16 protein-coding genes, 1 tRNA gene and 1 riboswitch are annotated in these 19,224 nt (G+C 68.9%); of the genes, 6 read left to right on the top strand and 11 right to left on the bottom strand.

Annotated features, from left to right (window positions below):
• Positions 1 to 696 precede the first annotated feature (696 nt).
• The gene (locus tag EMA17_RS55275; protein WP_126636539.1) at positions 697 to 1,005 is read left to right on the top strand and encodes a DUF2277 domain-containing protein; all 309 of its coding nucleotides are present in this window, start codon (positions 697 to 699) and stop codon (positions 1,003 to 1,005) included.
• Between the two features lie 208 nt (positions 1,006 to 1,213).
• Positions 1,214 to 4,762 carry a DNA polymerase III subunit alpha gene (gene dnaE / locus EMA17_RS09975; RefSeq protein WP_126636540.1) on the top strand — a complete coding sequence of 1,183 codons (3,549 nt, stop codon included), beginning with the start codon at positions 1,214 to 1,216 and terminating at the stop codon, positions 4,760 to 4,762.
• Positions 4,763 to 4,880: 118 nt separating this feature from the next.
• Here the strand turns inward: dnaE and EMA17_RS09980 are convergent, their stop codons facing one another.
• Positions 4,881 to 5,288: a winged helix-turn-helix transcriptional regulator gene (locus tag EMA17_RS09980; RefSeq protein ID WP_126636541.1), complete on the bottom strand. Its 408-nt coding sequence runs from the start codon at positions 5,286 to 5,288 to the stop codon at positions 4,881 to 4,883.
• A gap of 231 nt (positions 5,289 to 5,519) precedes the next feature.
• Here EMA17_RS09980 and EMA17_RS09985 point away from each other — a divergent pair, with 231 nt between their 5' ends.
• Entirely contained in the window at positions 5,520 to 6,380 is an 861-nt protein-coding gene (locus EMA17_RS09985) for an SDR family oxidoreductase (RefSeq protein WP_126636542.1), read from the top strand.
• Positions 6,381 to 6,477: 97 nt separating this feature from the next.
• On the opposite strand, the gene EMA17_RS09990 is transcribed toward EMA17_RS09985, so the two are convergent.
• Together EMA17_RS09990 and EMA17_RS09995 are read right to left on the bottom strand one after the other, a co-directional pair.
• Positions 6,478 to 7,671, bottom strand: coding sequence for a macrolide family glycosyltransferase (locus EMA17_RS09990; protein ID WP_371862979.1), 1,194 nt, complete (start codon positions 7,669 to 7,671; stop codon positions 6,478 to 6,480).
• 449 nt (positions 7,672 to 8,120) lie between these two features.
• A complete protein-coding gene (locus tag EMA17_RS09995) occupies positions 8,121 to 8,585 on the bottom strand; it encodes a hypothetical protein (protein WP_126636544.1) in 465 nt (154 codons plus the stop codon).
• A gap of 495 nt (positions 8,586 to 9,080) precedes the next feature.
• Between EMA17_RS09995 and EMA17_RS10000 the strand changes: the two genes are divergently transcribed.
• A complete protein-coding gene (locus EMA17_RS10000; RefSeq protein ID WP_126636545.1) occupies positions 9,081 to 9,359 on the top strand; it encodes a hypothetical protein in 279 nt (92 codons plus the stop codon).
• Between the two features lie 336 nt (positions 9,360 to 9,695).
• Here EMA17_RS10000 and EMA17_RS53910 read toward each other — a convergent pair whose 3' ends face one another.
• The 3 genes from EMA17_RS53910 to EMA17_RS10010 all read right to left on the bottom strand — a co-directional run bounded on the left by EMA17_RS53910 (position 9,696) and on the right by EMA17_RS10010 (position 11,190).
• Positions 9,696 to 9,956 carry a hypothetical protein gene (locus EMA17_RS53910; protein WP_246126559.1) on the bottom strand — a complete coding sequence of 87 codons (261 nt, stop codon included), beginning with the start codon at positions 9,954 to 9,956 and terminating at the stop codon, positions 9,696 to 9,698.
• 68 nt (positions 9,957 to 10,024) lie between these two features.
• Positions 10,025 to 10,729: a hypothetical protein gene (locus EMA17_RS10005; RefSeq protein WP_246126560.1), complete on the bottom strand. Its 705-nt coding sequence runs from the start codon at positions 10,727 to 10,729 to the stop codon at positions 10,025 to 10,027.
• Between the two features lie 44 nt (positions 10,730 to 10,773).
• A complete protein-coding gene (locus EMA17_RS10010; RefSeq protein WP_246126579.1) occupies positions 10,774 to 11,190 on the bottom strand; it encodes a phage terminase small subunit in 417 nt (138 codons plus the stop codon).
• Between the two features lie 320 nt (positions 11,191 to 11,510).
• Here EMA17_RS10010 and EMA17_RS10015 point away from each other — a divergent pair, with 320 nt between their 5' ends.
• The gene (locus EMA17_RS10015; RefSeq protein ID WP_126636547.1) at positions 11,511 to 11,810 is read left to right on the top strand and encodes a hypothetical protein; all 300 of its coding nucleotides are present in this window, start codon (positions 11,511 to 11,513) and stop codon (positions 11,808 to 11,810) included.
• A 74-nt stretch (positions 11,811 to 11,884) separates the two neighbouring features.
• On the opposite strand, the gene EMA17_RS10020 is transcribed toward EMA17_RS10015, so the two are convergent.
• The 4 genes from EMA17_RS10020 to EMA17_RS10035 form a co-directional block, all read right to left on the bottom strand.
• Positions 11,885 to 12,178 carry a hypothetical protein gene (locus tag EMA17_RS10020; RefSeq protein ID WP_126636548.1) on the bottom strand — a complete coding sequence of 98 codons (294 nt, stop codon included), beginning with the start codon at positions 12,176 to 12,178 and terminating at the stop codon, positions 11,885 to 11,887.
• 960 nt (positions 12,179 to 13,138) lie between these two features.
• Positions 13,139 to 13,211 (bottom strand) — tRNA-Lys (locus tag EMA17_RS10025).
• 260 nt (positions 13,212 to 13,471) lie between these two features.
• A complete protein-coding gene (locus EMA17_RS10030; protein ID WP_126636549.1) occupies positions 13,472 to 14,566 on the bottom strand; it encodes a C40 family peptidase in 1,095 nt (364 codons plus the stop codon).
• A gap of 8 nt (positions 14,567 to 14,574) precedes the next feature.
• Positions 14,575 to 14,704, bottom strand: a riboswitch (cyclic di-AMP (ydaO/yuaA leader).
• A gap of 559 nt (positions 14,705 to 15,263) precedes the next feature.
• Positions 15,264 to 15,728, bottom strand: a complete 465-nt coding sequence (locus tag EMA17_RS10035) for a winged helix-turn-helix transcriptional regulator (protein ID WP_126636550.1) — start codon at positions 15,726 to 15,728, stop codon at positions 15,264 to 15,266.
• Between the two features lie 192 nt (positions 15,729 to 15,920).
• Between EMA17_RS10035 and EMA17_RS10040 the strand changes: the two genes are divergently transcribed.
• On the top strand, positions 15,921 to 17,285 hold the full coding sequence (locus EMA17_RS10040; protein WP_126636684.1) for an MFS transporter: 1,365 nt from the start codon (positions 15,921 to 15,923) through the stop codon (positions 17,283 to 17,285).
• A 76-nt stretch (positions 17,286 to 17,361) separates the two neighbouring features.
• Here EMA17_RS10040 and EMA17_RS10045 read toward each other — a convergent pair whose 3' ends face one another.
• A complete protein-coding gene (locus tag EMA17_RS10045) occupies positions 17,362 to 19,047 on the bottom strand; it encodes an MFS transporter (RefSeq protein WP_246126561.1) in 1,686 nt (561 codons plus the stop codon).
• Between the last annotated feature and the right edge of the window lie 177 nt (positions 19,048 to 19,224).

Consider the following 19,224-nt stretch of genomic DNA (forward strand, 5'->3'; position numbering starts at 1 on the left):
GGGACGCGGGGACGCGGGGACGCGGGGACGCGGGGACGCGGGGACGCGGGGACGCGGGGACGCGGGGACGCGGGGACGCGGGGACGCGGGGACGCGGGAGAACGACACCCGACAGCCCAAGTCACGGCCCGGCCAAGCCCAATTCAGCCCGTCCGGCGCTTGAGGACAAGGCGGGCCGCAGGCCGGCTCGGCAACACCAGGCACCCCACGGCGGACGCCGTCAACCCGACCAAACCCAGCCCATCCGGCGCTTGAGGACAGAGCAGGCCGCAGGCCGGCTCGCGGGCACCACGCACCCCACAACCCACACCGTCGACCCGACCAAACCCAGCCCGTCCGGCGCTTGAGGACAGAGCCGGCCGCAGGCCGGCTCGGCAACACCAGGCACCCCACAGCGGACGCCGTCAACCCGACCAACCCAGCCCATCCGGCGCTTGAGGACAGAGCAGGCCGGCTCGCGGGCACCACGCACCCCACAACCCACACCGTCGACCCGACCAAACCCAGCCCGTCCGGCGCTTGAGGACAGAGCCGGCCGCAGGCCGGCTCGGCAACACCAGGCACCCCACGGCGGACGCCGTCAACCCGACCAAACCCAGCCCGTCCGGCGCTTGAGGACAAGGCCGGTCGGGGACGACACCCGCCACCCCCGCCGGCCCAAGGCACTTGTCGGCCACCCCGCCTAGCCTGAAAGGCATGTGCCGAAACATCACGACGCTCCGCGGACTCGACCCCGTCGCCACCGACGTCGAGATCGAAGCCGCCGCCCGTCAATACGTCCGCAAAGTGAGCGGCGTCCAGACCACGTCCCCCCGCACCGAGGAGGCCGTCGAGCGCGCCGTCGCCGCCGTCACCGAAGCCACCAAGGCCCTGCTCGCCGAGCTCCCCGAACGCCGCCAACCCCCACCCACCCTGCCCCCACTCCGCCGCCGCGAAGCCGCCGCCCAGGCGTCCGCCCACGCCCACTCCCACGACCACGACCACGCCCCTACCAAAACGGCCTGACTCGCCCCGAATCCCGCACCAAACCCTCCCCAACCACCCCACAACCCCCGCCGCGGCCCACTCCGGACCCACCCGGATACGGCTCGGAAACGACTCGGAAAAGCCTTCGCCGAGGCACCGCGGACATCGGCCTCGGACACCCGTTTGCCGCCCCCGACCGCGTTATGGTGGATGGTCCCCGCCGCCCCTCCGAGGAGCCTCACACACCGTGTCTGACTCGTTCGTTCACCTGCATGTCCACACCGAATACTCGATGCTGGACGGAGCGGCGAAGAACGACAAGCTGTTCGCCGAGGTGGCCCGCCAGGGCATGCCGGCGGTGGCCATGAGCGACCACGGCAACATGTTCGGCGCCTACGAGTTCCAGGGCACGTCCAAAAAACACGGCGTCAAACCGATCATCGGCATCGAGGCGTACGTCGCCCCCAGCACCCGCCACGCCCGCCGCCCCGAGTTCTGGGCCCCCGGCGGCAAACGCGCGCCCAGCGAGGACGGCGAGGGCGGCAAGGACGTCTCCGGCGGCGGCCGCTACACCCACATGACGATGTGGGCCGAGAACCCCCAGGGCCTGCGCAACCTGTTCCGGCTTTCCAGCCTGGCCTCCATCGAGGGCTACTACATGAAGCCCCGGATGGACCGCGAGCTGATCGCCGAACACCACGAGGGCATCATCGCCACCACCGGCTGCCCGTCCGGCGAGGTGCAGACCCGCCTGCGCCTGGGTCAGTACGACGAGGCGATCAAGGCGGCCTCGACCTACCAGGACATCTTCGGCAAGGAGAACTACTTCCTCGAACTGATGGACCACGGCCTCGACATCGAGCGCACCGTCCGTCAGGACCTGCTGCGGATCGCCAAGGAGCTGAACATCCCGCTCCTGGCCACCAACGACTCGCACTACGTCACCGAGGACCAGGCCGACGCGCACGACTCGCTCCTGTGCGTGGGCGTGGGCAAGAACAAGGCCGACCCGAACCGGTTCAAGTTCGCCGGCACCGGCTACTACATCAAGACCTCCGACGAGATGCGCCGGCTGTTCGCCGAGGTGCCCGAGTCGTGCGACAACACCCTCGCGATCGCCGAGCGCATCCAGCCCTACGACGAGGTCTTCGCCGAGGTCAACCGGATGCCGCAGTTCGACGTCCCGGAGGGCGAGACCCAGGCGACCTACCTGCGCAAGAAGATCGCCACGGGCCTGAAGCACCGGTTCGGCGACGACCCGAGCCAGGAGGTGCTGGACCGGATCGAGTTGGAGATGGGCGTGATCACGCCCATGGGCTTCGACTCCTACTTCCTCGTGGTCGCCGACATCTGCCAGTACGCCCGGGACAACGGCATCCCGGTCGGCCCCGGCCGAGGTTCCGCGGCCGGTTCGATGGTGGCCTACCTGACCGGCATCACCGGCCTGAACCCGCTCGACTACGACCTGCTGTTCGAGCGCTTCCTCAACCCCGAGCGGATCAACCCGCCGGACGTCGACATCGACTTCGACGACCGCCAGCGCGACCAGATGGTGCGCTACGTCACCGAGAAGTACGGGTCCGCGTACACCGCGCAGGTCAACACCTTCGGCACGATCAAGGCCAAGGCCGCGATCAAGGACTCCAGCCGGATCCTGGGCTTCCCGTTCGCCACCGGCGACCGGATCACCAAGGCATACCCGCCGGACATCATGGGCAAGTCGATGCCCCTGGCGGGCATGTTCGACAAGGACCACCCGCGCTACACCGAGGCCGGCGAGATCCGCGCACTCTACGAGTCCGACCCCGAAGTCAAGATGGTGATCGACACCGCGCGCGGCATCGAGGGCCTGACCCGGGGCACCGGTGTGCACGCCGCGGCCGTCATCCTCTCCTCCGCGCCGCTGATCGACCTGATCCCGCTGCACCGGCGGGACAAGGACGGCGTAATCATCACCGGCTTCGACTACCCGTCGTGCGAATCGATGGGCCTGGTCAAGATGGACTTCCTGGGTCTGCGAAACCTGGGCATCATCGACCACGCCATCAAGATCATCAAGGCCAACCGGGGCATCGACGTCGATATCGAGAAGATCCCGCTCGACGATCCGGTCACCTTCGAACTGCTCTCCCGCGGCGACACGTTGGGCGTGTTCCAGCTCGATGGCGGTCCCATGCGGGCGCTGCTCAAGCTGATGAAGCCGACCGAGTTCGAGGACATCTCTGCGGTCTCCGCGCTGTACCGCCCCGGCCCGATGGGCATGAACTCGCACATCAACTACGCGCTCCGCAAGAACGGCCAGCAGGAAATCACGCCGATCCACCCGGAGTTGGAGAAGCCGCTCAACGAAGTCCTGGGCCCCACCTACGGTCTGATCGTGTATCAGGAGCAGGTACAGCGTGCCGCGCAGGTACTGGCCGGCTACAGCCTCGGCCAGGCCGACCTGCTCCGCCGCGCGATGGGCAAGAAGAAGAAGGAGGTCCTGGAGAAGGAGTTCATCCCGTTCCAGGAGGGGTGTCGCGAACGCGGCTACGGCGACGAGGCGATCCAGGCGGTGTGGGACGTGCTGGTCCCGTTCGCCGGCTACGCGTTCAACAAGTCGCACTCCGCCGCGTACGGCCTGGTGTCGTACCAAACGGCCTACCTCAAGGCGAACTTCCCCGCCGAATACATGGCCGCACTGCTCACCTCGGTCGGCGACGAAAAAGACAAGATGGGGATGTACCTGGCCGACGCCCGCTCGGCCGGCATCCGGGTGCTCTCCCCCGACGTCAACGAGTCGGTGGCCGACTTCACCGCCGTCGGCTCCGACGTACGGTTCGGCCTGCGGGCGATTCGCAACGTCGGCGACAACGTCATCAACGACATCGTCGACGCGCGCACGAGCAAGGGCAAGTTCAACTCCTTCGCCGACTTCCTGACCAAGATCGGCCTGCCCGCCTGCAACAAGCGCGCGGTGGAATCCCTGGTCAAGGCCGGGTCGTTCGACGCGCTCGGGCACACCCGCCGGGCCCTGGTCGACGTGCACGAGCAGGCGCTCGACGCGGTGGTCGGGCTGAAGAAGCAGGAGGCCGCGGGCCAGTACGACCTGTTCGGCGGCGGCGACGAGGCGGCCGACGAACCGGCCGTCGGGCTCGACTTCACGCTCACCGACCAGGAGTGGCCGCGCAAGCTCAAGCTGGCCACCGAGCGTGAGATGCTCGGTCTGTACGTCTCCGCCCACCCGCTCGACGGCGCCGAGCACATCCTGTCCCGACACCGCGACACCTCGATCACCGAGCTGAAGAACTCCGGCCGGACCGAGGGCAACGTGCAACTCGCCGGGCTGATCACCGGCATCCAGCGCAAGGTGAACAAGAGCGGCTCGCCGTGGGCGATGATCAACCTGGCCGACCACGACGGCGAGATCGAGGTGCTGTTCTTCCCCCAGTCGTACACCCTCGTCGCGCACGCGCTCGAGGAGGACGTCGCGGTCAGCATCAAGGGTCGGCTCAACGAACGCGACGGCGCGCTCAGCGTGTTCGGCTCCGAACTGGTCCCGCTCGACATCGGCTCGGCCGAACACGGCGGCAAGGCGCCGGTGTGCCTGCGGCTGCCCACCACCAAGGTCAACGAGAAGCTGGTGAAGGACATCAAGCGGGTCTTGTCCTCGCACCCCGGCGACAACCCGGTGCACCTGATCCTGGAGAGCGCGCGCATGCGCACCCGCTACAACCTGGACTTCCGGGTCAACCCAGAGGGCGGCCTCGCGGGCGAGATCAAGTCCATGCTCGGCGCCGGCGTCTGGAGCATCTGAGCCCGGCCGGGCCGGACCGCCCGAGGGGTCGGGACGACGGGATTCGTTCCCGTGGTCCCGACCCCTCGGGCGTTTCCGGGCCGGCGCGGGCCGGGCGTTCGTCGGGTGGGCGGCGGGCTCAGCCGTGTGTGCGGTCGTACTCCTCGCGGGCGACCAGCACCCGGGCCATGTGACCCTCCAGGTGCGCGATCAGGTCGAGCAGCTTGGCCGCCGTCGCGCTGCCCAGGTCGGTCAGCGTGTACTCGACCCGGGGCGGGATCGTGCTGTGCACCTCGCGGAGCACGAAACCGTCCCGCTCCAGCGCCTGCAACGTCTGCGCGAGCATCTTCTCGCTGACCCCGTCCACCCGACGGCGCAGCGCGTTGAAGCGCATCGGGCCGTCGTACAGCCCGCCCAGGACCAGCACGCCCCAGCGGCCGGTGATGTGCTCCATGGCCGTGCGCGAGCCGCATTCCTTCGCGAAGACGTCGAACTCGAACTCCGGGGTCGGGTCCGGACCGGTCCTGGTCTCGGCCTCGGTTTCCATCGCTACCCCCTTCGTCGACTGCGACCGCCGCCGGCGCGGCTGTGGTCGCGGTGCGGCTGCATCTGTCGAGGCTACCGCCGTGTCAGCGCTTTCGAAAGTGACGCACTCTCTGCAAGCAAGCACTTACCAATCAGCTACGCCATCTCGTGGGTTGCGCTTTCTAAAAGTTAGTGCCATCGTTTGGGCAGCGGCCGGGCGACGGGTTCGGTGCGCGGGAGAGAGGAATGCCTCATGATCGTCGTCACCGCAGCCACCGGGCAGTTCGGCCGCCTCGTCATCGACGCCCTGCTCGACCGGGGCACGCCCGCCTCGGAGATCGTCGCGGCGGTGCGCACGCCGGCCAAGGCCGCCGACATCGCCGCCCGGGGGGTCGAGGTGCGCGAGGCCGACTACACCAAGCCCGAGACGCTGGTACCGGCCTTCACCGGCGCGGACAAGCTGCTGTTCGTGTCCTCCAGCGGCCCCGAGGCGGACCGGATCTCGCAGCACGCCGCCGTGGTCGCCGCCGCCACCGAGGCCCGGGTCGGCCAACTGCTCTACACGTCGATCTACTCCGCGAGCGACAGCCCCCTCGGCCTGTCCCGGGTACACCGCGACACCGAGGCGCGGATCGCCGCCTCCGGCCTGCCCAGCGTGCTGCTGCGCAACGGCTGGTACACCGAGAACTACACCGGCTCGCTCGCCGGCGCCGTCGAGCGCGGCGCGGTCGCGGGTTCGGCCGGCGAGGGCCGGATAGCCTCCGCCGCGCGCGTCGACTACGCCGAGGCCGCCGCGATCGTGCTGCTCGCCGACGACCAGGCCGGGAAGGTGTACGAGCTGACCGGCGACACCAATTGGAGCCTGGCCGAACTGGCCGCCGAGGCGGCGCGGCAGACCGGCAAGGAGGTCGCCTACGCGAACCTGCCGGCCGAGAAGTACGGCGAGATCCTCACCGGCGTCGGCCTCCCGGCGTTCCTGGTCGAACTGCTGGTCGACGCCGACCTGCGGGTCTCCGAGGGTGCGCTCGCCGGCGTCACCGGCGACCTGTCCGGCCTCCTCGGCCGCCCGACCACCCCGCTCGCGGACACGGTCGCGGCCGCGCTGAAGGGCTGAGCGGCGACCCGTTCGGGCTTTCCTCATCCGACGAGGCGCCCCGCACCCGGCATCGAGCCGGGCGCGGGGCGCCTCGTCGTGCGGCCGGTGTCCCGGATCAGCCGAGCTCGGCCTCGATCAGGTCGGCGGCGCGCCCGGTCCCGCCCTCGGCCCGGGCCCGCTCCCGCAGTTCGGCCGAACGCGCGGCCACCGCCGGGTCGGCGGTCAGCGCGAGGAGGGCGCCGCGCAGGGCCTCCGGCGTGGCGTCCGCGGTGTCCAGTCGACGGGCCACGCCCAGTTCGACGAGGCGGTCCGCGTTCGCGAACTGATCGGCGGCCTGCGGCACGGCGATCATCGGCACCCCGGTCGTCAGCCCCTCGCCGCACCCGCCCATCCCGGCGTGCGTGACGAATGCGTCGGCCTGTTCGAGGATGGCCAACTGCGGTACCCAGGAGTGCAGTTCGACGTTGCCCGGCAACTCGCCGAGATCGGCCGGATCGACGTACCGACCGATCTGCAACACCACGTGCCATCCCGGCAGATCACCGAACGCGGCAAGGCAGTTCCGATAGAACTCCGGCTGCCGGGTGAAGGCCGAACCCAGCGAGATCAGCAACACCCGCTCCGCGTCGGCCGGACGGTGCCAATCCCCCTGGTCCGCGCGGCGACCCAGGCACGGGCCGACGAAGTCGACCACGTCGGTGTCGACCCGGTCGGCGAACGGTTGCATGGCCCGCGACACGGTGGCCACGACCCGTCGCGGCCGGCCGCCGAAGTGGTCCACGTCGGTGGTGGTCGCCCCGGAACCGGCGAGCCATTCGGCGAATCGGGCCCAGTAGGCATCCGCGCCCGGCAGCGCCTTCATCCCGGGCAACACCTCGTCCTCGTAGCCCTTCCAGGCCACGTACGTCGGCGACAACTGCACGATCGGCCGCCCCTGGACCTCGGCGAGCGCCCGGGCCGCGTAGGCGCCGATGTCGTACAGGTACAGGTCGGCCGGGTCGCGGTCGTACGCCGCGCGCAACTGCGGCAGCGCCTGGATCGCGTCGTCCAGGAAGACCCCCATGGCACCGATCGCATCGGCGGGCCAGTCGTTGTCCGCAACCGGCAGGACGGAGCGATACGGCACGAACTCGACCCCGGTCGGGGTGATCAGATCGGCGACGGCCGGATCGTTGGCGTAGGTCACACGATGCCCGCGGCCCACGAGTTCGCGCAGGACTTCGAGACTCGGCAACACGTGACTGACGGCGGGTATGCCGATCATCGCAATATGAGCGTTTTGCACGGCATGAACAGGACGACGAGGCATGAGCACTCTCTCTTCGATTCCACGGCAAAGTGACACGACAGCCCAGCCCGACAACCCGGACGGCGGCGGCACAAATCACCCGCACACGCCCGCCCGGTGCGAGCGAATCAGGGGCAACGCCCCAGCCGTGTCAGCCGTACATCTGAAAGAGGTGCATGCCGCCAACCATAGCCGGCCACCCACCACCACCCAACCATTTTTCCGAACACCCCACCGAAGAACCAACCCCCGAGGCCCCGGCAACCAAGGCCCGCGACGGCGGCCTCTTCGGTCGCCCATACGGCCGCAGGCGACGGCACAAACGACTGCTTCGCCAGGTCCGGGACCTGCCCGGTGACCTGCAACCTCAAGGCTGCTCACCGGGTCGACCTCGTTGACGACGACGGACCTGCGCGGGAAGCGGTGCCCAACCACCTACTTCTGTCGGAGCGCCGACATACGCGCGGCACTCATGCAGGTCCGTCCGGCAGTGGTGGACGGCCACCGGCGGCCGATCCATCGTGCGCGATCCACACACTGTCATCCCAGGACCTTGCGATGAACCCGAAGGTGCGCTCCGCCTGCGAGCGGCGATAACTGCATGCGCCCACCGTCAAGGAAGACCGTCGCCCGGACCTCCTGCCCGACCTCGTCGTACAGATCTCGAGGAAGGCTGGCACCTCGCCTGTGGCCGGGTCAATCTCAGCGATGCACTCGCGCATGTGCTCCACGGTGACGAGGGAGCGCCGCTTGTGCTTCGGGTGTTCTCCGACGAGTTGGTACGCCTCGCCCAGCGCGAGCACGAGCCGGTACAGCTGCTTCTGCCGGCTGTCGCGCTTGTCGACCTGCCACCGGAACCACGCGGCTTCATCGGTCCTGCCGTCCGCGTCGGTCACCCCGATCGCCGACAGACGGAACACCGACGTGTTGACCACCCGTTACATGAAGTTCGTCCGCGACTTCTCCTGGAAGTCGCGGAAGGCGCGCTTCGCCTTCTCGGACCCCTCGGGCAACGGGTGATTGCCGATGTACCAGTCCCATCGGCGTGCGAGTTCGGGACGTCGTGCGGCGAGCTTTCGACCGAGGCGTATTAGCCACCACTCTGCGCTTCCGAGTGGGTCGAGCATGATCCCACCCAGGTGAATGAATTCACAAGGATCAGACTACGCGCGTGGAATTCCTTGTGAATGTCCATCATCACCGTTGAGCACACGCGGGGCGGGGAGGAGATATCCACAGATTCGAACGTGAGCCCACCCACAGTCGATTTGGAAAAGAGCGTGACGAATCGTCCCTATTTTTCGGCCCGCTCTGGACCCGGCTCCCACAGCTTTTCCACATGTAGGAGCGAGTAGTCCCCAGGTTTGTCCACATGCGCAACCGAACGCCGGTTTGCACACAGGCAGCTAATGGGTCAAGAATTTCCGAACATGGATACGCCGCCCGAGAACTTTGACGGGTGCGCGGGCGGCGTTCCATGGCAGAAGGACCGACAACATCAGAACCAAGAAAGGCCCAGCGCCGACATGAACCGTAGCAGCGAGCCTCCAGACCGTGGCGGCTGGATCATCCTTTTTGCCTTTATTGCCGCGCTTGTTGCAGGGGTGATTTTAGTCTGCGTGGGCCGAGTCTCCTCCGGAGACGCCACCGCGATGATCATGGGGGCAGGCACGATCCTGGGCGGAGCGAACGTCGCGCGGCGGCGATAGGTTCCCAGTTCGGGCGCCCAATTAGGTGCGCGCAGCCCATAATTTAATCCCCTTCGAAGCCCTGGTCTAGACCATTGGACCAGGGCCTTTTTTGCGCCTTCGTTCGGCCGAAAATAGACGGTGCTTTGGCTGAAAAACGGCCACACGAATGAGCGGGGCACTGTCGGAGCCGTGTGTCATAATGCGCACCCGCCGAGCATTCTATCAATCTCGTCTTCAGCAGATGAAGATTCGAAGAGTTGAATCCGGTACGAACTCTTGCGGCAACAAACCTGGCGGTAACTTCTGTTCGAAAAGGATCGCGCTGGAGTTAGGAAAGGCTTACTTGCATGACTATCAGAGTGTGCCTCCCCAGGCTTCTTCCGTCTCGGCGAGCACACCTTGTGCGACGGCCTCGGCGCGACAGTCATATGCGAGGATCACTGCCATAGCCGAGTCGATCTTGCACGGGGAATCCCTGGTCTCTTTGCGGATCTGGATGCCGGCCCTCGACGCGAGACAGCGAGCGTTGAGCACATGGCGGCTCAGCGTCTCGTCGTCGTGCGTCAGCTCCCCGCCGACCACGGCCTCGTGGAAGCGCTCCAGTGCGGCGACCATTGCAGTCGGCCTGTCGGTCCACCACTCCAGCGGATGCCGCGCCGATGCCTGGACCTGAACACCCTCACCTAACTCCGCACTCCAACGATCCACGCAGTCCTGCCACTGCGGCGGATCCGCAAAGAACCCGACGACGTTGTACACCCCGAACGCTTCCGCGATGACGGCATCGACCTCTTGCCCCCGCCCTTCGACGCAGAGGCCGCGGTGGACGGGGGGATCCCGCCGCGGCCCGGCAGGTAGACGCGGGTGAGCCCGGGATCCACCCCGGGCACCCGGGAGAGCGGGCAGTCTTCGTCGGTGAGGTTGTGGTGAACGCTGTCGTAGACGTTGCCCGTCCGGGCTTCCTCGGTGGCCATGATCCAGATGTACGGGGTAGTGACGTGCGCGCCCATCGGCTCGCCGGGCTCGCAGGTGTGCTCGAACCCGAGCCCCCACGGGTCGGTATACGTCTCGCCGCCCCGGGCCCAGCCGGCGAACCGTGCCGGGCCGAGTGCCTCGCAGAGCGCGAGTCTGGCACCGAGTCCCAACTTGTCGCAGACCTTCGGCCGGGGGACGAACACCGAGTCGTAAAGCAGGTGGTTGTTCTGCGCGAAGTCGCCGACCGCGTAGCAGTCGACGACGAACCCGGTGTACTCGTCGCCGTGTCGAACCGGCCCGCCTTGGACGTCGCCGAGGCCGTGCCGGACGACGAACTCCATCCACTCGATGGCCAACCAGCCGAGCGAGCGGGCCCGGTCGTACCCCGGAGCCTGAAGCAGCGTGCGCGGCACGGCGCACTCACCTCGTCAGGGGGCCAGGCACGACCGGATGTCCGTCACGTTCGCCGCTTCCGGCCTCGCCCTGCCGGTCTCGGCTTTGTCGTTAGGGACCTCGATGTCATCCGGAGCCGCGCGCGATCCTCGACCGTCGCGCCGAACTTCGCGGCAAGGAGACGCAGTTCGCTTGCAAAGTCCCAACGACCCTTGGTCCCCATCGTGTGGTGTATCAGGGCGGTATCGATCAGGAAGTCCCAGTCGGTCTCCGGGAATTCGCGCGCTTGCGCCGAGCGGCGCCACGTCTGCCACCACCCCACCGTGCGCGGGTGCCAGGGTTCCGGGTCCGGCAGCGCATCGTCCGGCAGATCGGGGCCTCGAAGCTCGGCGTCGGGCACGAGCTTGCGGGGAGCGATCGGATCGGCATTCTTGCGGCGACGCTTTGCGGGGCTCTTCGGGAGTGGGCCGTGACCGGGCATGGTCACCTCGCAACATCCACGATCCAGCGCTCTGGCTGGAGGATCGGCTACGATGCTTCCGACTGAGTGCTCGGTGCAGCACGTGGCGGAGAGCCGTCCACAAAACGCCCAAACATGCCTGGTGGAGCCGGACTACCCACCCAAATGTGCATGTCTTCCCGAGAGCAAGCGGGAGCCCACCACGCCGACCTAGTACCCCCGAATTCCTGAGTTCCCGGCGTCCGGACAGGACCTCGGTTTGCCCACCAGATCTTGGTGGTCAAGCTGAGTGGGCCTGCCCGCGAACAGCTTGACTGCCTCCGAGCAGAGAGTTGACGTCGGTGAGCAACACAGTCATCGCGTGGGTCACATCGGCCGGAGTCCTTGCTACAGCAATCATCCTGGGCATCAAGGCACTGCTTCCACATGTTCGCGACCTGCTCGACGAGGTAGCGAAGACGATCGACAAGTGGCGCGAGATTCGGCGACGCTCGGGCGAGCAGCCGACGGAGCAGGTGCCCAAGATCAGCCAGGACGACAGGCGCAGCCTCGAAGGGCTTCCGGGTCAGCGTGATGTACCGGCCGGTCGAGTAGGCGGCGTTCCCGATCCCCTCGACCGTAACGACCCGTCCGCGCTCTAGATCACCGATCCCTCAGATGTGGATGCCGTGGCCGGAAGGTGAGATCTCGACGTACGTGGGTCCGGCAGCCTCGATCAGTTGCCGGGCCCACGGCGCGAGTTGACCGGCCGCATCAATGCACCGTCGCCTGCGAGGACGAAGCCGAGCCCGCAGCCCCAGGTCGACGCGTCCGTCTCGGCGAGCGTGGACCAGGTCGCCGGGTCCGTGCTGCTCGCGGGCCACCCCTCGGTGGTGAGCGAGACCTTCGTCGACGAATAGCGGACCCACCGGCGGAGCCGGCCCATCTCAACCGGCAGCCCGGCCGCGGCGCGTCCGCCCGAGGCGCGGTGCGCGGCCACGCGGCAGGTGCCGCTGCCCGAACGCGCCATGGGACTCGACGTCGAACGTCCGGCCGTGGCTGTTGAACAGCCTCGCCGGGCATCGGTGCGTCGACGCGCGTCAGGTGGTACCGCTCGACTACCTCGTGTGCAAACTCGTCGACGGCGAGGAACCGGTCGGCCGCCCAGGGCGGATTGGTCCGAAGGAACCTCAAGACGCCCCGTACGGTCTGCTCGACGCTGCCTCGGAACGGCAGCGGTGACCAGGCCAGTTCGTCGCGCCACGCGGCCCCCAGCTCCCGAGGATCGTGACCATGCCGCCCAGGGCCCCGGAAGCTCGGGGGCTGCGTCACGCACGGCAGCGGCGGCGTCCTGGTCCGCTGGACCGGCAGGCCGGGCGCGCCGGCGCCCGGCTCCAGCACGTCCGCGAGCCGCGCGTACATCTCGGGCAGCTCGGCCAGGTCCTCGTCGAGCCGCCGTTCGCACCAGCGGCACGCCTGTCGACCGCGCTCCTCGACGCGCAGCTGCCACGCGCAGACGACGCACGCCGGACATTCGTACGCCTCGTCGGCCGTCACGCCGCGGCGCCGAGCCGCGCGAGGATGCGGGCCCGGAGTGCGCATCCCCGGGCATCCGAGGTTCGCGCCGAGGCTGTCGTGGCGTCCCTGGGACGCGTAGGTGTGCGTCACGTTCAGCAGGATCTCGACGTCCCGCAGGAGCCGACGTTCGGCCAGCGAACCGCGAGCCGCTGCCAGGTCGACCGCGCGCGGCGTTGACGGCGCCGAGCTTTGCGCACGGGCTGAGGATAAGAACGGCCGCCTCTACGAGAGCACACGGCCACCAGTGGCCTGAGGATCTGGATACGGTGGCGGATCGTATGAGCGAGGCCCGTCCCGCCGCGCTCGGCTTGGATGCCGCGAGTGTGCCTTCGGTTCCGGAGCAGGTCGAGGTGCACAGGGTGCGTCCTGGGAACCGCAGGCCCCTGACCAGGGGCGGAGCCGGTCGATGCGGTGGGCCGTCAGGGGATCGAACCCTGAACCCGCGGATTAAAAGTCCGCTGCTCTGCCAATTGAGCTAACGGCCCCGTCGGGCGTCCGGCGGTGATCCGCTTTTTGCCCACCGGCAGCGTACCGGTATCGGATCGAACATGCTGCGAGTATCCCCGGACACGCCGTGACCTGCGGCTATACAGGCGCGGGCGCGGAGAGCCGAGGTGCGAATCGGGCACTTCCCGCTACTCGCGCGCAGGTGGTGCGGGACGGTCGTGCCGAGGTGATCGGTCCGGGAGGTGGGTGTCGCACCTCCCGGAGCCGATCGCCGTGAACGCGCGCGCGGTCGGTGGGTCTAGCCGGGTCGCATGGCCGCGTAGAACGGCATCGAGTCCAGGGGGGCCTCGGTCACGTTCTTGCCGGGGCGGGGGGCGTGGATGATCTTGCCGTTGCCGATGTACATGCCCACGTGCGAGTTGTCCGAGAAGTAGAACACCAGGTCGCCCGGCTTGAGCGCGTCCTTGGAGATCCGCGGGCCGTCGTTGACCTGGGTCCACGTGGTGCGGCTGAGCGAGACGTTGGCGGCTCGCCACGAGGCCTGGGTCAGGCCCGAGCAGTCGAAGGAGTCGGGGCCCACGCCTCGCGGCGCGTACGGCTTGCCGATCTGGGCCCGCGCGAACGCGATCGCGGCCGCGGCCCGGCCGGACACGGGGACGTCCTTGCCCGTCGTCGGCGGCTCGTCCGTCTTGCCGCGCGAGCTGCGGTCGGTCTCGGTGCGCGAACCCGCGTCGTTCTTGTGGTCGTTCGAGTCGAGGACTTCCTTCTGCTGCTGCGCGGTGAGCGTGTTCAGCAGGCGCTGTGCCTCGGTGAGCTTGTTCTGGATCTCGCCCTTGTGCCGGTTCAGCTCGGTGCGCAGCTTCTCCAGTTCCGCGAGCTGCGAGGAGGCCTCGGTGCGGTCCTGCTGGAGGGCGCGGGCCTGCGCCGCGATCTGCTTCAGCTTCGCGGCCTGCTGGCCGTCGAGCTGGGACAACATCTGCGACTTCTGCAGGTAACCCTCGGGGTCGCCGCTGAGCGCGAGCGAGAGGGACGGCGGCAGGCCGCCGCTGCGGTACTGGTTCGCCGCCAGGACGCCGATCTGGTCGCGCAGCGTGTTCAGCGCGGCCTGTTCCTCGGTGATCCGGGCCTGCGTCTGGTTCGCGGTGCCCTGTCGCTTGGTGATCTGCTCGTCGACGCCGTTGGCGGCTTCGGTGGCCTTGATCGCCTCGCTGTGCAGCTGGTTGACGCGGTCCTTGGTCTGCTGGAACGACTGCGCGGGGTCCGCGCTCGCGGTGCCGGCGAAGGTCATCACACCGGTCATCGTCGCGGCGGCCGTGACCACGGTCGCGGCGGTACGCACGGCGGTGCGGGGTTTGGGCTTGCGGTGCTGCCCGGATCGACGCTGGGACGCCACTGGCGGCGGTCTCCTTCCTCGGCCGCCTACCGGGTTAGCTGACGGGTTCGGGCGGAAGAAGACGCCCTACGGTGCCGGAGCACCGATTCACCCCAGGGACTGCGAGGGTCCCCGGTTCCGGCTTCGCGTCGCGACGACCGTGGTTGCCCACCGTCACCGAAACCCGTCACCGAATTCGGCGGAGGCGATCGTGTCGACCGGGTGGCCGACGTGGAGCCGCTCGCCTATCGCAGAACGATAGTCACAGGGGTGTCACGGCCCTCACCCCGAGTCTCTGCATTACCAAAACTTTACCAAGATTTCCGTTTCCCCAGTCGTCGTATCACAGGAAAAGCACTCGGAATCCCGAAAGTCGATCTTGGACCGTTTTGGCAGCGATTGGTGGCAAGGATCCGGCGTCCGACCTCCACAAACGTCGCCGCACCCGGGAAATGGGCCGACCGCGGGGTTACCACCCGCGAGGCTCCGCTGTTTCGACCGGCTTGCCGGTACTTTTCGAACCCGACATTCGCCGGGCCGCCGCACCGAGGCGAATACGCGACGTCGAACAGGTGTGGGGCGGACCCCCGAACCCGGTTTCGAAAAGCGGCCCCGGACGGTCGTCGGCCGCCGGGCCTCGACCTCCGGACCGTCCCGACCCGGCCGACGATCGCCGCCGAACCGCCACCGAGGGTGAGCGGAACGAGCGCCGCGCCGACTACCCCGCCGCCGACCGGCCCGCCGCCACCGCCAGGTCGCCTTCCGCTCCCGTGCGCGCGTCGTACTCCGCCCGCGCCTCGGCGATGCGTTCCTGATGTTCCTCGGTCCAGGTGACCAGCGAGCGGATCGTGGTGTGCAGCGTGGTCCCCATCGGGGTGAGCGCGTAGTCCACCCGAGGCGGCACGACCGGATACACCGTGCGGCGCACCAGGCCGTCGCGTTCGAGCTGGCGCAGCGTCACGGTGAGCATGCGCTGGCTGATCCCGTCGATCTCCCGCCGCAGCTCGGTGAAGCGCAACGTGCGGCTCTCCAGGATCGCGATCACCAGCAGCGACCACTTGTCGGCGACCCGGTCCAGGATCTGCCGGACCTCGCACCCCTCGCGCACGTCCCACTGGAGGGCGTCGTAGTCCTCCTGGTTACTCGGGCAGGGGGTCGGTTCCTTCGAAGTGCCTTCTTCCATGGAAGTCGATGCTGCCGAAGGATGGAGTCGGTTACAAGAGGGAACCGGGTTCGTCCGAAGAACCGACCCCCGGGCCCCGATCCCACCGCGATCCCACCCACCCGCGTCCCGAGGGGCTGCCGCATGTCCACATCCACGTCCGCACCCGGCAGCACCACCGAATCCGCCCCCGGCAGCGTCGCCGCCGGTCGGATGAGCCCCCGCGCCTGGGGCATGCTGCTCGTCCTCTGCGGCGCGATCTTCCTCGAGGGCATCGACGTCGCGATGCTCAACGTCGCGCTGCCCACCATCCGCGAGGACCTGGGCATGTCCACCGGTGGCGTGAGCTGGGTGATGAGCGCGTACGTGCTCGCCTACGCCGGTTTCATGCTCCTCGGCGGCCGTACCGCCGATCTGCTCGGCCGGCGGCGGATGTTCCTCTTCTGGCTGACCGTCTTCCTGGTCTTCTCCGGCCTGGGCGGATTCGCCACCGAGGGCTGGATGCTGATCGTCGCCCGCTTCGTGACCGGCGCCTCGGCCGCCTTCATGACGCCCGCCGGGCTGTCCATCATCACCACCGGCTTCCCGGAGGGACCGCAGCGCAACCGGGCACTGCTCTTCTACGCAGGCACCGCCGCGGGCGGCTTCTCGCTCGGCCTGGTGATCGGCGGACTGCTGACCGCGATCGACTGGCGGCTGGTGTTCTTCGTACCGGTCGTACTCGCCGCGGCGATCCTGGTGGCGGCGGCGGCGCTGATCCCCCGGGACGAGCGGCCCGAGGCGGGTGGGGGCTTCGACCTCGTCGGCGCGATCAGCGTGACCGGCTCGATGTTGCTGCTGGTCTACGGCGTGGTCCGGCTCGAACACCCCGCCGAGGGCCCGGGCCGGACGATCCTGGTCTTCGCGGGCGGGGTCGCCCTCCTGCTCGCCTTCGTGGCCGTCGAACGACGCGCGGCGAATCCGCTGGTACGCCTCGGCATCCTGCGCTCGGGCGCGCTGGTGCGGGCGAACCTGGGCGCGCTGTTGTTCGCGGGCTCGTTCTTCGGATTCCAGTTCATCGCGGTCTTCTACCTGCAGGAGATCCGCGGCTGGTCGACCCTGGAGACCAGTTTCGCGCTGCTCGCGGTCGGGGCGGACGCGGTGCTCGCGCCGACGCTGACGCCGCGGCTGGTGGAGCGCTTCGGGAACCGGCGGGTGATCCTCGGCGGGATGGTGCTGGCCGCCGTGGCGTACGCGCTGTTCCTGTCGATCGACGGCGACACCTCCTACCTGGCGATGTTCCCGACGATGCTGCTGCTCGGGTCGGCCTTCGCGCTGGCGTACGGCCCGCTCACCATCGCCGCGACCGACGGCATCGACGAGGACGAGCAGGGCCTGGCCGGCGGACTCCTGTACACCGCCTTCCAGTTCGGCGCGGCGCTGGGCCTGTCGACGGTCACCGCGGTCCTGGCCGGTGCGGGCGGCTCCGAACTGGACGGCTTCCGAACGGCGCTGATCGTGCCGCTGGTGGGGGTGGTCCTGGGCGCGGCGGTGACCGCGTCCGGACGTCGCGGGCGGCGGGCGCGGACGGCGGCCTAGCCGAGCGGCCGCAGCCGACGAAGCCGCTCGCCGATGGGCGAGCGGCTTCGTCGGGGTGTCACGGTCGGGTCGGGGTTCAGGCCCCGTCCGCGCCCGCCGCCGAACCGGTACCGGCGGCCACCGTCGCGGCGGCGGCCCGCGCCGGCACCCGGCCCGACGCGGTCGCCGGTCCCGACGCCCGAACGGCCGTGCCCCCGTGCGGCTTCGCCCGCCGAACCCCGATCGTCAGCACCGTGATCACGGCGGCCGCGAACATGCCCGCCCCCGCGATCGTCATGCAGACGTGCATCGCGTCCGCGAAGCTGTCGCCGATCGCGCCGAGCGCCCTGCCCGTGGGCTCGGGAGCCAGGCCCAGGTGGCCGGCCGCCGACAACCCCTCGTCCGACACGGCCGAGCGCACGTGTTCGCGGTCGGCGTCGGCCAGCCCGGAGTCGGCCAGGTGACCCGGCAGGCCCGCGGTGATCCGGCTGGTCAGTACCGCGCCCAGGACGGCCGGGCCGAGCGCGCCACCGAGTTGGCGCAGCGTGTTGTTGCCCGCGCTCGCCATGCCGGCCAGGTGGTGCGGGACGCTGCTCACCGCGATCGAGGTGATCGGCGTCATGACGAAGGCGAAGCCGACGCCGATCACCGCCAACGGAGCGATCAGCGCGGCGAATCCGGTGTCCGTGTCCAGCGTGTTCAGGGACAACATGCCGATCCCGGTGAGCACCAGGCCGCCGGTCAGCAGCAGCCCCGGGGCGATCCGTCCGACCAGCCGGCCGACGATCGGGCCGAACACCACGCCGAGACCGTTGACGAGCAGGAAGCGGTAGGCGATCTCGAGGGCGCTCAGGTGCTGGACGTTGCCGAAGAACAGGCTGAGCGAGAAGACGATCCCGACCAGGCCGAACATGGTCAGCATGGTCACCACACCGGCGCCGCTGAAGACCCGCGAGGAGAACAGGTCCAGCGACAACATCGGCGCCGCCGAACGGCGCTCGACCCACACGAACGCCACCAGGCCCAGCACCGCGAGCGCGAACGCGGCCAGGACCGGACCGTGCGTCCAGCCGCTGGTGCCACCCTCGATCACGCCGTAGATCAGACCGGAGATCGCCACGATCGCGGTGAGCTGACCGGGGACGTCGATCGCCCGGCCGTGCGCCGAGCGCGAGTCCTCCAGGAGCGCCACCGCGATCACCGCGCCGATCAGGCAGATCACCACGGTCGGCGCGAAGATCCAGCGCCAGGAGGCGTGTTCCAGGATCGTCCCGCTCACCAGCGGGCCCAGGGACATGCCCAGGCCCAGGGACGCGGCCCACGCGGATATCGCCTTGGCCCGGGTCCGGAAGTCGGGGTAGGCGTGGCTGATCAGCGCCAGGCTGGAGGTGAGCAGGGCCGCGCCGCCCGCGCCGGAGAGGGCCTGGCCCACCCAGACCTGGGCCACGCTGTGCGCGGTCAGGTTGACGGCGGCGCCGACGGCGAGCAGGGCGAGGCCGGCCAGGAACGCCTTCTTGCGCCCGTACAGGTCGCCGATCAGGCCGAAGGTCAGGATCAGCGCCGCCATCGGCAGGATGAAGAAGTCGCTGATCCACTGGAGATCGCTCGTGGACGCGCCGAGCCCGCGCTGGATGGTCGGCAGGGACACCGCGACCCCGCCGATGGGCACGTACGAGGCGAAGACCCCGAGACAGGCGAGCACGACGGTGAGCGCAGGCCGGGCCACGGCCCCGGTCGGCGGCGGACTCGTTGCGGACGGGGTGGACTGCGGGGTCGTGGACATGGTGAGACAGCCTTCCGAGTAATCGAAGACTGTCAAGTTATCAGAAGCCTGTGAACTTGTATGCATACTTAGAACATGCATACTCCCTGCGAACATCCGCGTCTCCTGGGAACATGCACCTCACCTGCGAACATGTACGTCGACACGGCACGAGCCGGGGCCGGACGTGCCCTACGG

It is taken from the genome of Embleya hyalina (assembly GCF_003967355.1).
Taxonomy (GTDB): Bacteria; Actinomycetota; Actinomycetes; order Streptomycetales; family Streptomycetaceae; genus Embleya; species Embleya hyalina.

What these genes read in the sequence shown, in the direction of transcription:
- EMA17_RS55275 (WP_126636539.1), top strand. Translation starts at nt 697, where the DNA reads ATGTGCCGAAACATCACGACGCTCCGCGGACTCGACCCCGTCGCCACC.
- EMA17_RS09980 (WP_126636541.1), bottom strand. Translation starts at nt 5,288, where the DNA reads ATGGAAACCGAGGCCGAGACCAGGACCGGTCCGGACCCGACCCCGGAG.
- EMA17_RS09985 (WP_126636542.1), top strand. Translation starts at nt 5,520, where the DNA reads ATGATCGTCGTCACCGCAGCCACCGGGCAGTTCGGCCGCCTCGTCATC.
- EMA17_RS09990 (WP_371862979.1), bottom strand. Translation starts at nt 7,671, where the DNA reads ATGCCTCGTCGTCCTGTTCATGCCGTGCAAAACGCTCATATTGCGATG.
- EMA17_RS10000 (WP_126636545.1), top strand. Translation starts at nt 9,081, where the DNA reads ATGGATACGCCGCCCGAGAACTTTGACGGGTGCGCGGGCGGCGTTCCA.
- EMA17_RS53910 (WP_246126559.1), bottom strand. Translation starts at nt 9,956, where the DNA reads ATGGTCGCCGCACTGGAGCGCTTCCACGAGGCCGTGGTCGGCGGGGAG.
- EMA17_RS10010 (WP_246126579.1), bottom strand. Translation starts at nt 11,190, where the DNA reads ATGCCCGGTCACGGCCCACTCCCGAAGAGCCCCGCAAAGCGTCGCCGC.
- EMA17_RS10020 (WP_126636548.1), bottom strand. Translation starts at nt 12,178, where the DNA reads ATGGCGCGTTCGGGCAGCGGCACCTGCCGCGTGGCCGCGCACCGCGCC.
- EMA17_RS10035 (WP_126636550.1), bottom strand. Translation starts at nt 15,728, where the DNA reads ATGGAAGAAGGCACTTCGAAGGAACCGACCCCCTGCCCGAGTAACCAG.
- EMA17_RS10040 (WP_126636684.1), top strand. Translation starts at nt 15,921, where the DNA reads ATGAGCCCCCGCGCCTGGGGCATGCTGCTCGTCCTCTGCGGCGCGATC.
- EMA17_RS10045 (WP_246126561.1), bottom strand. Translation starts at nt 19,047, where the DNA reads ATGTCCACGACCCCGCAGTCCACCCCGTCCGCAACGAGTCCGCCGCCG.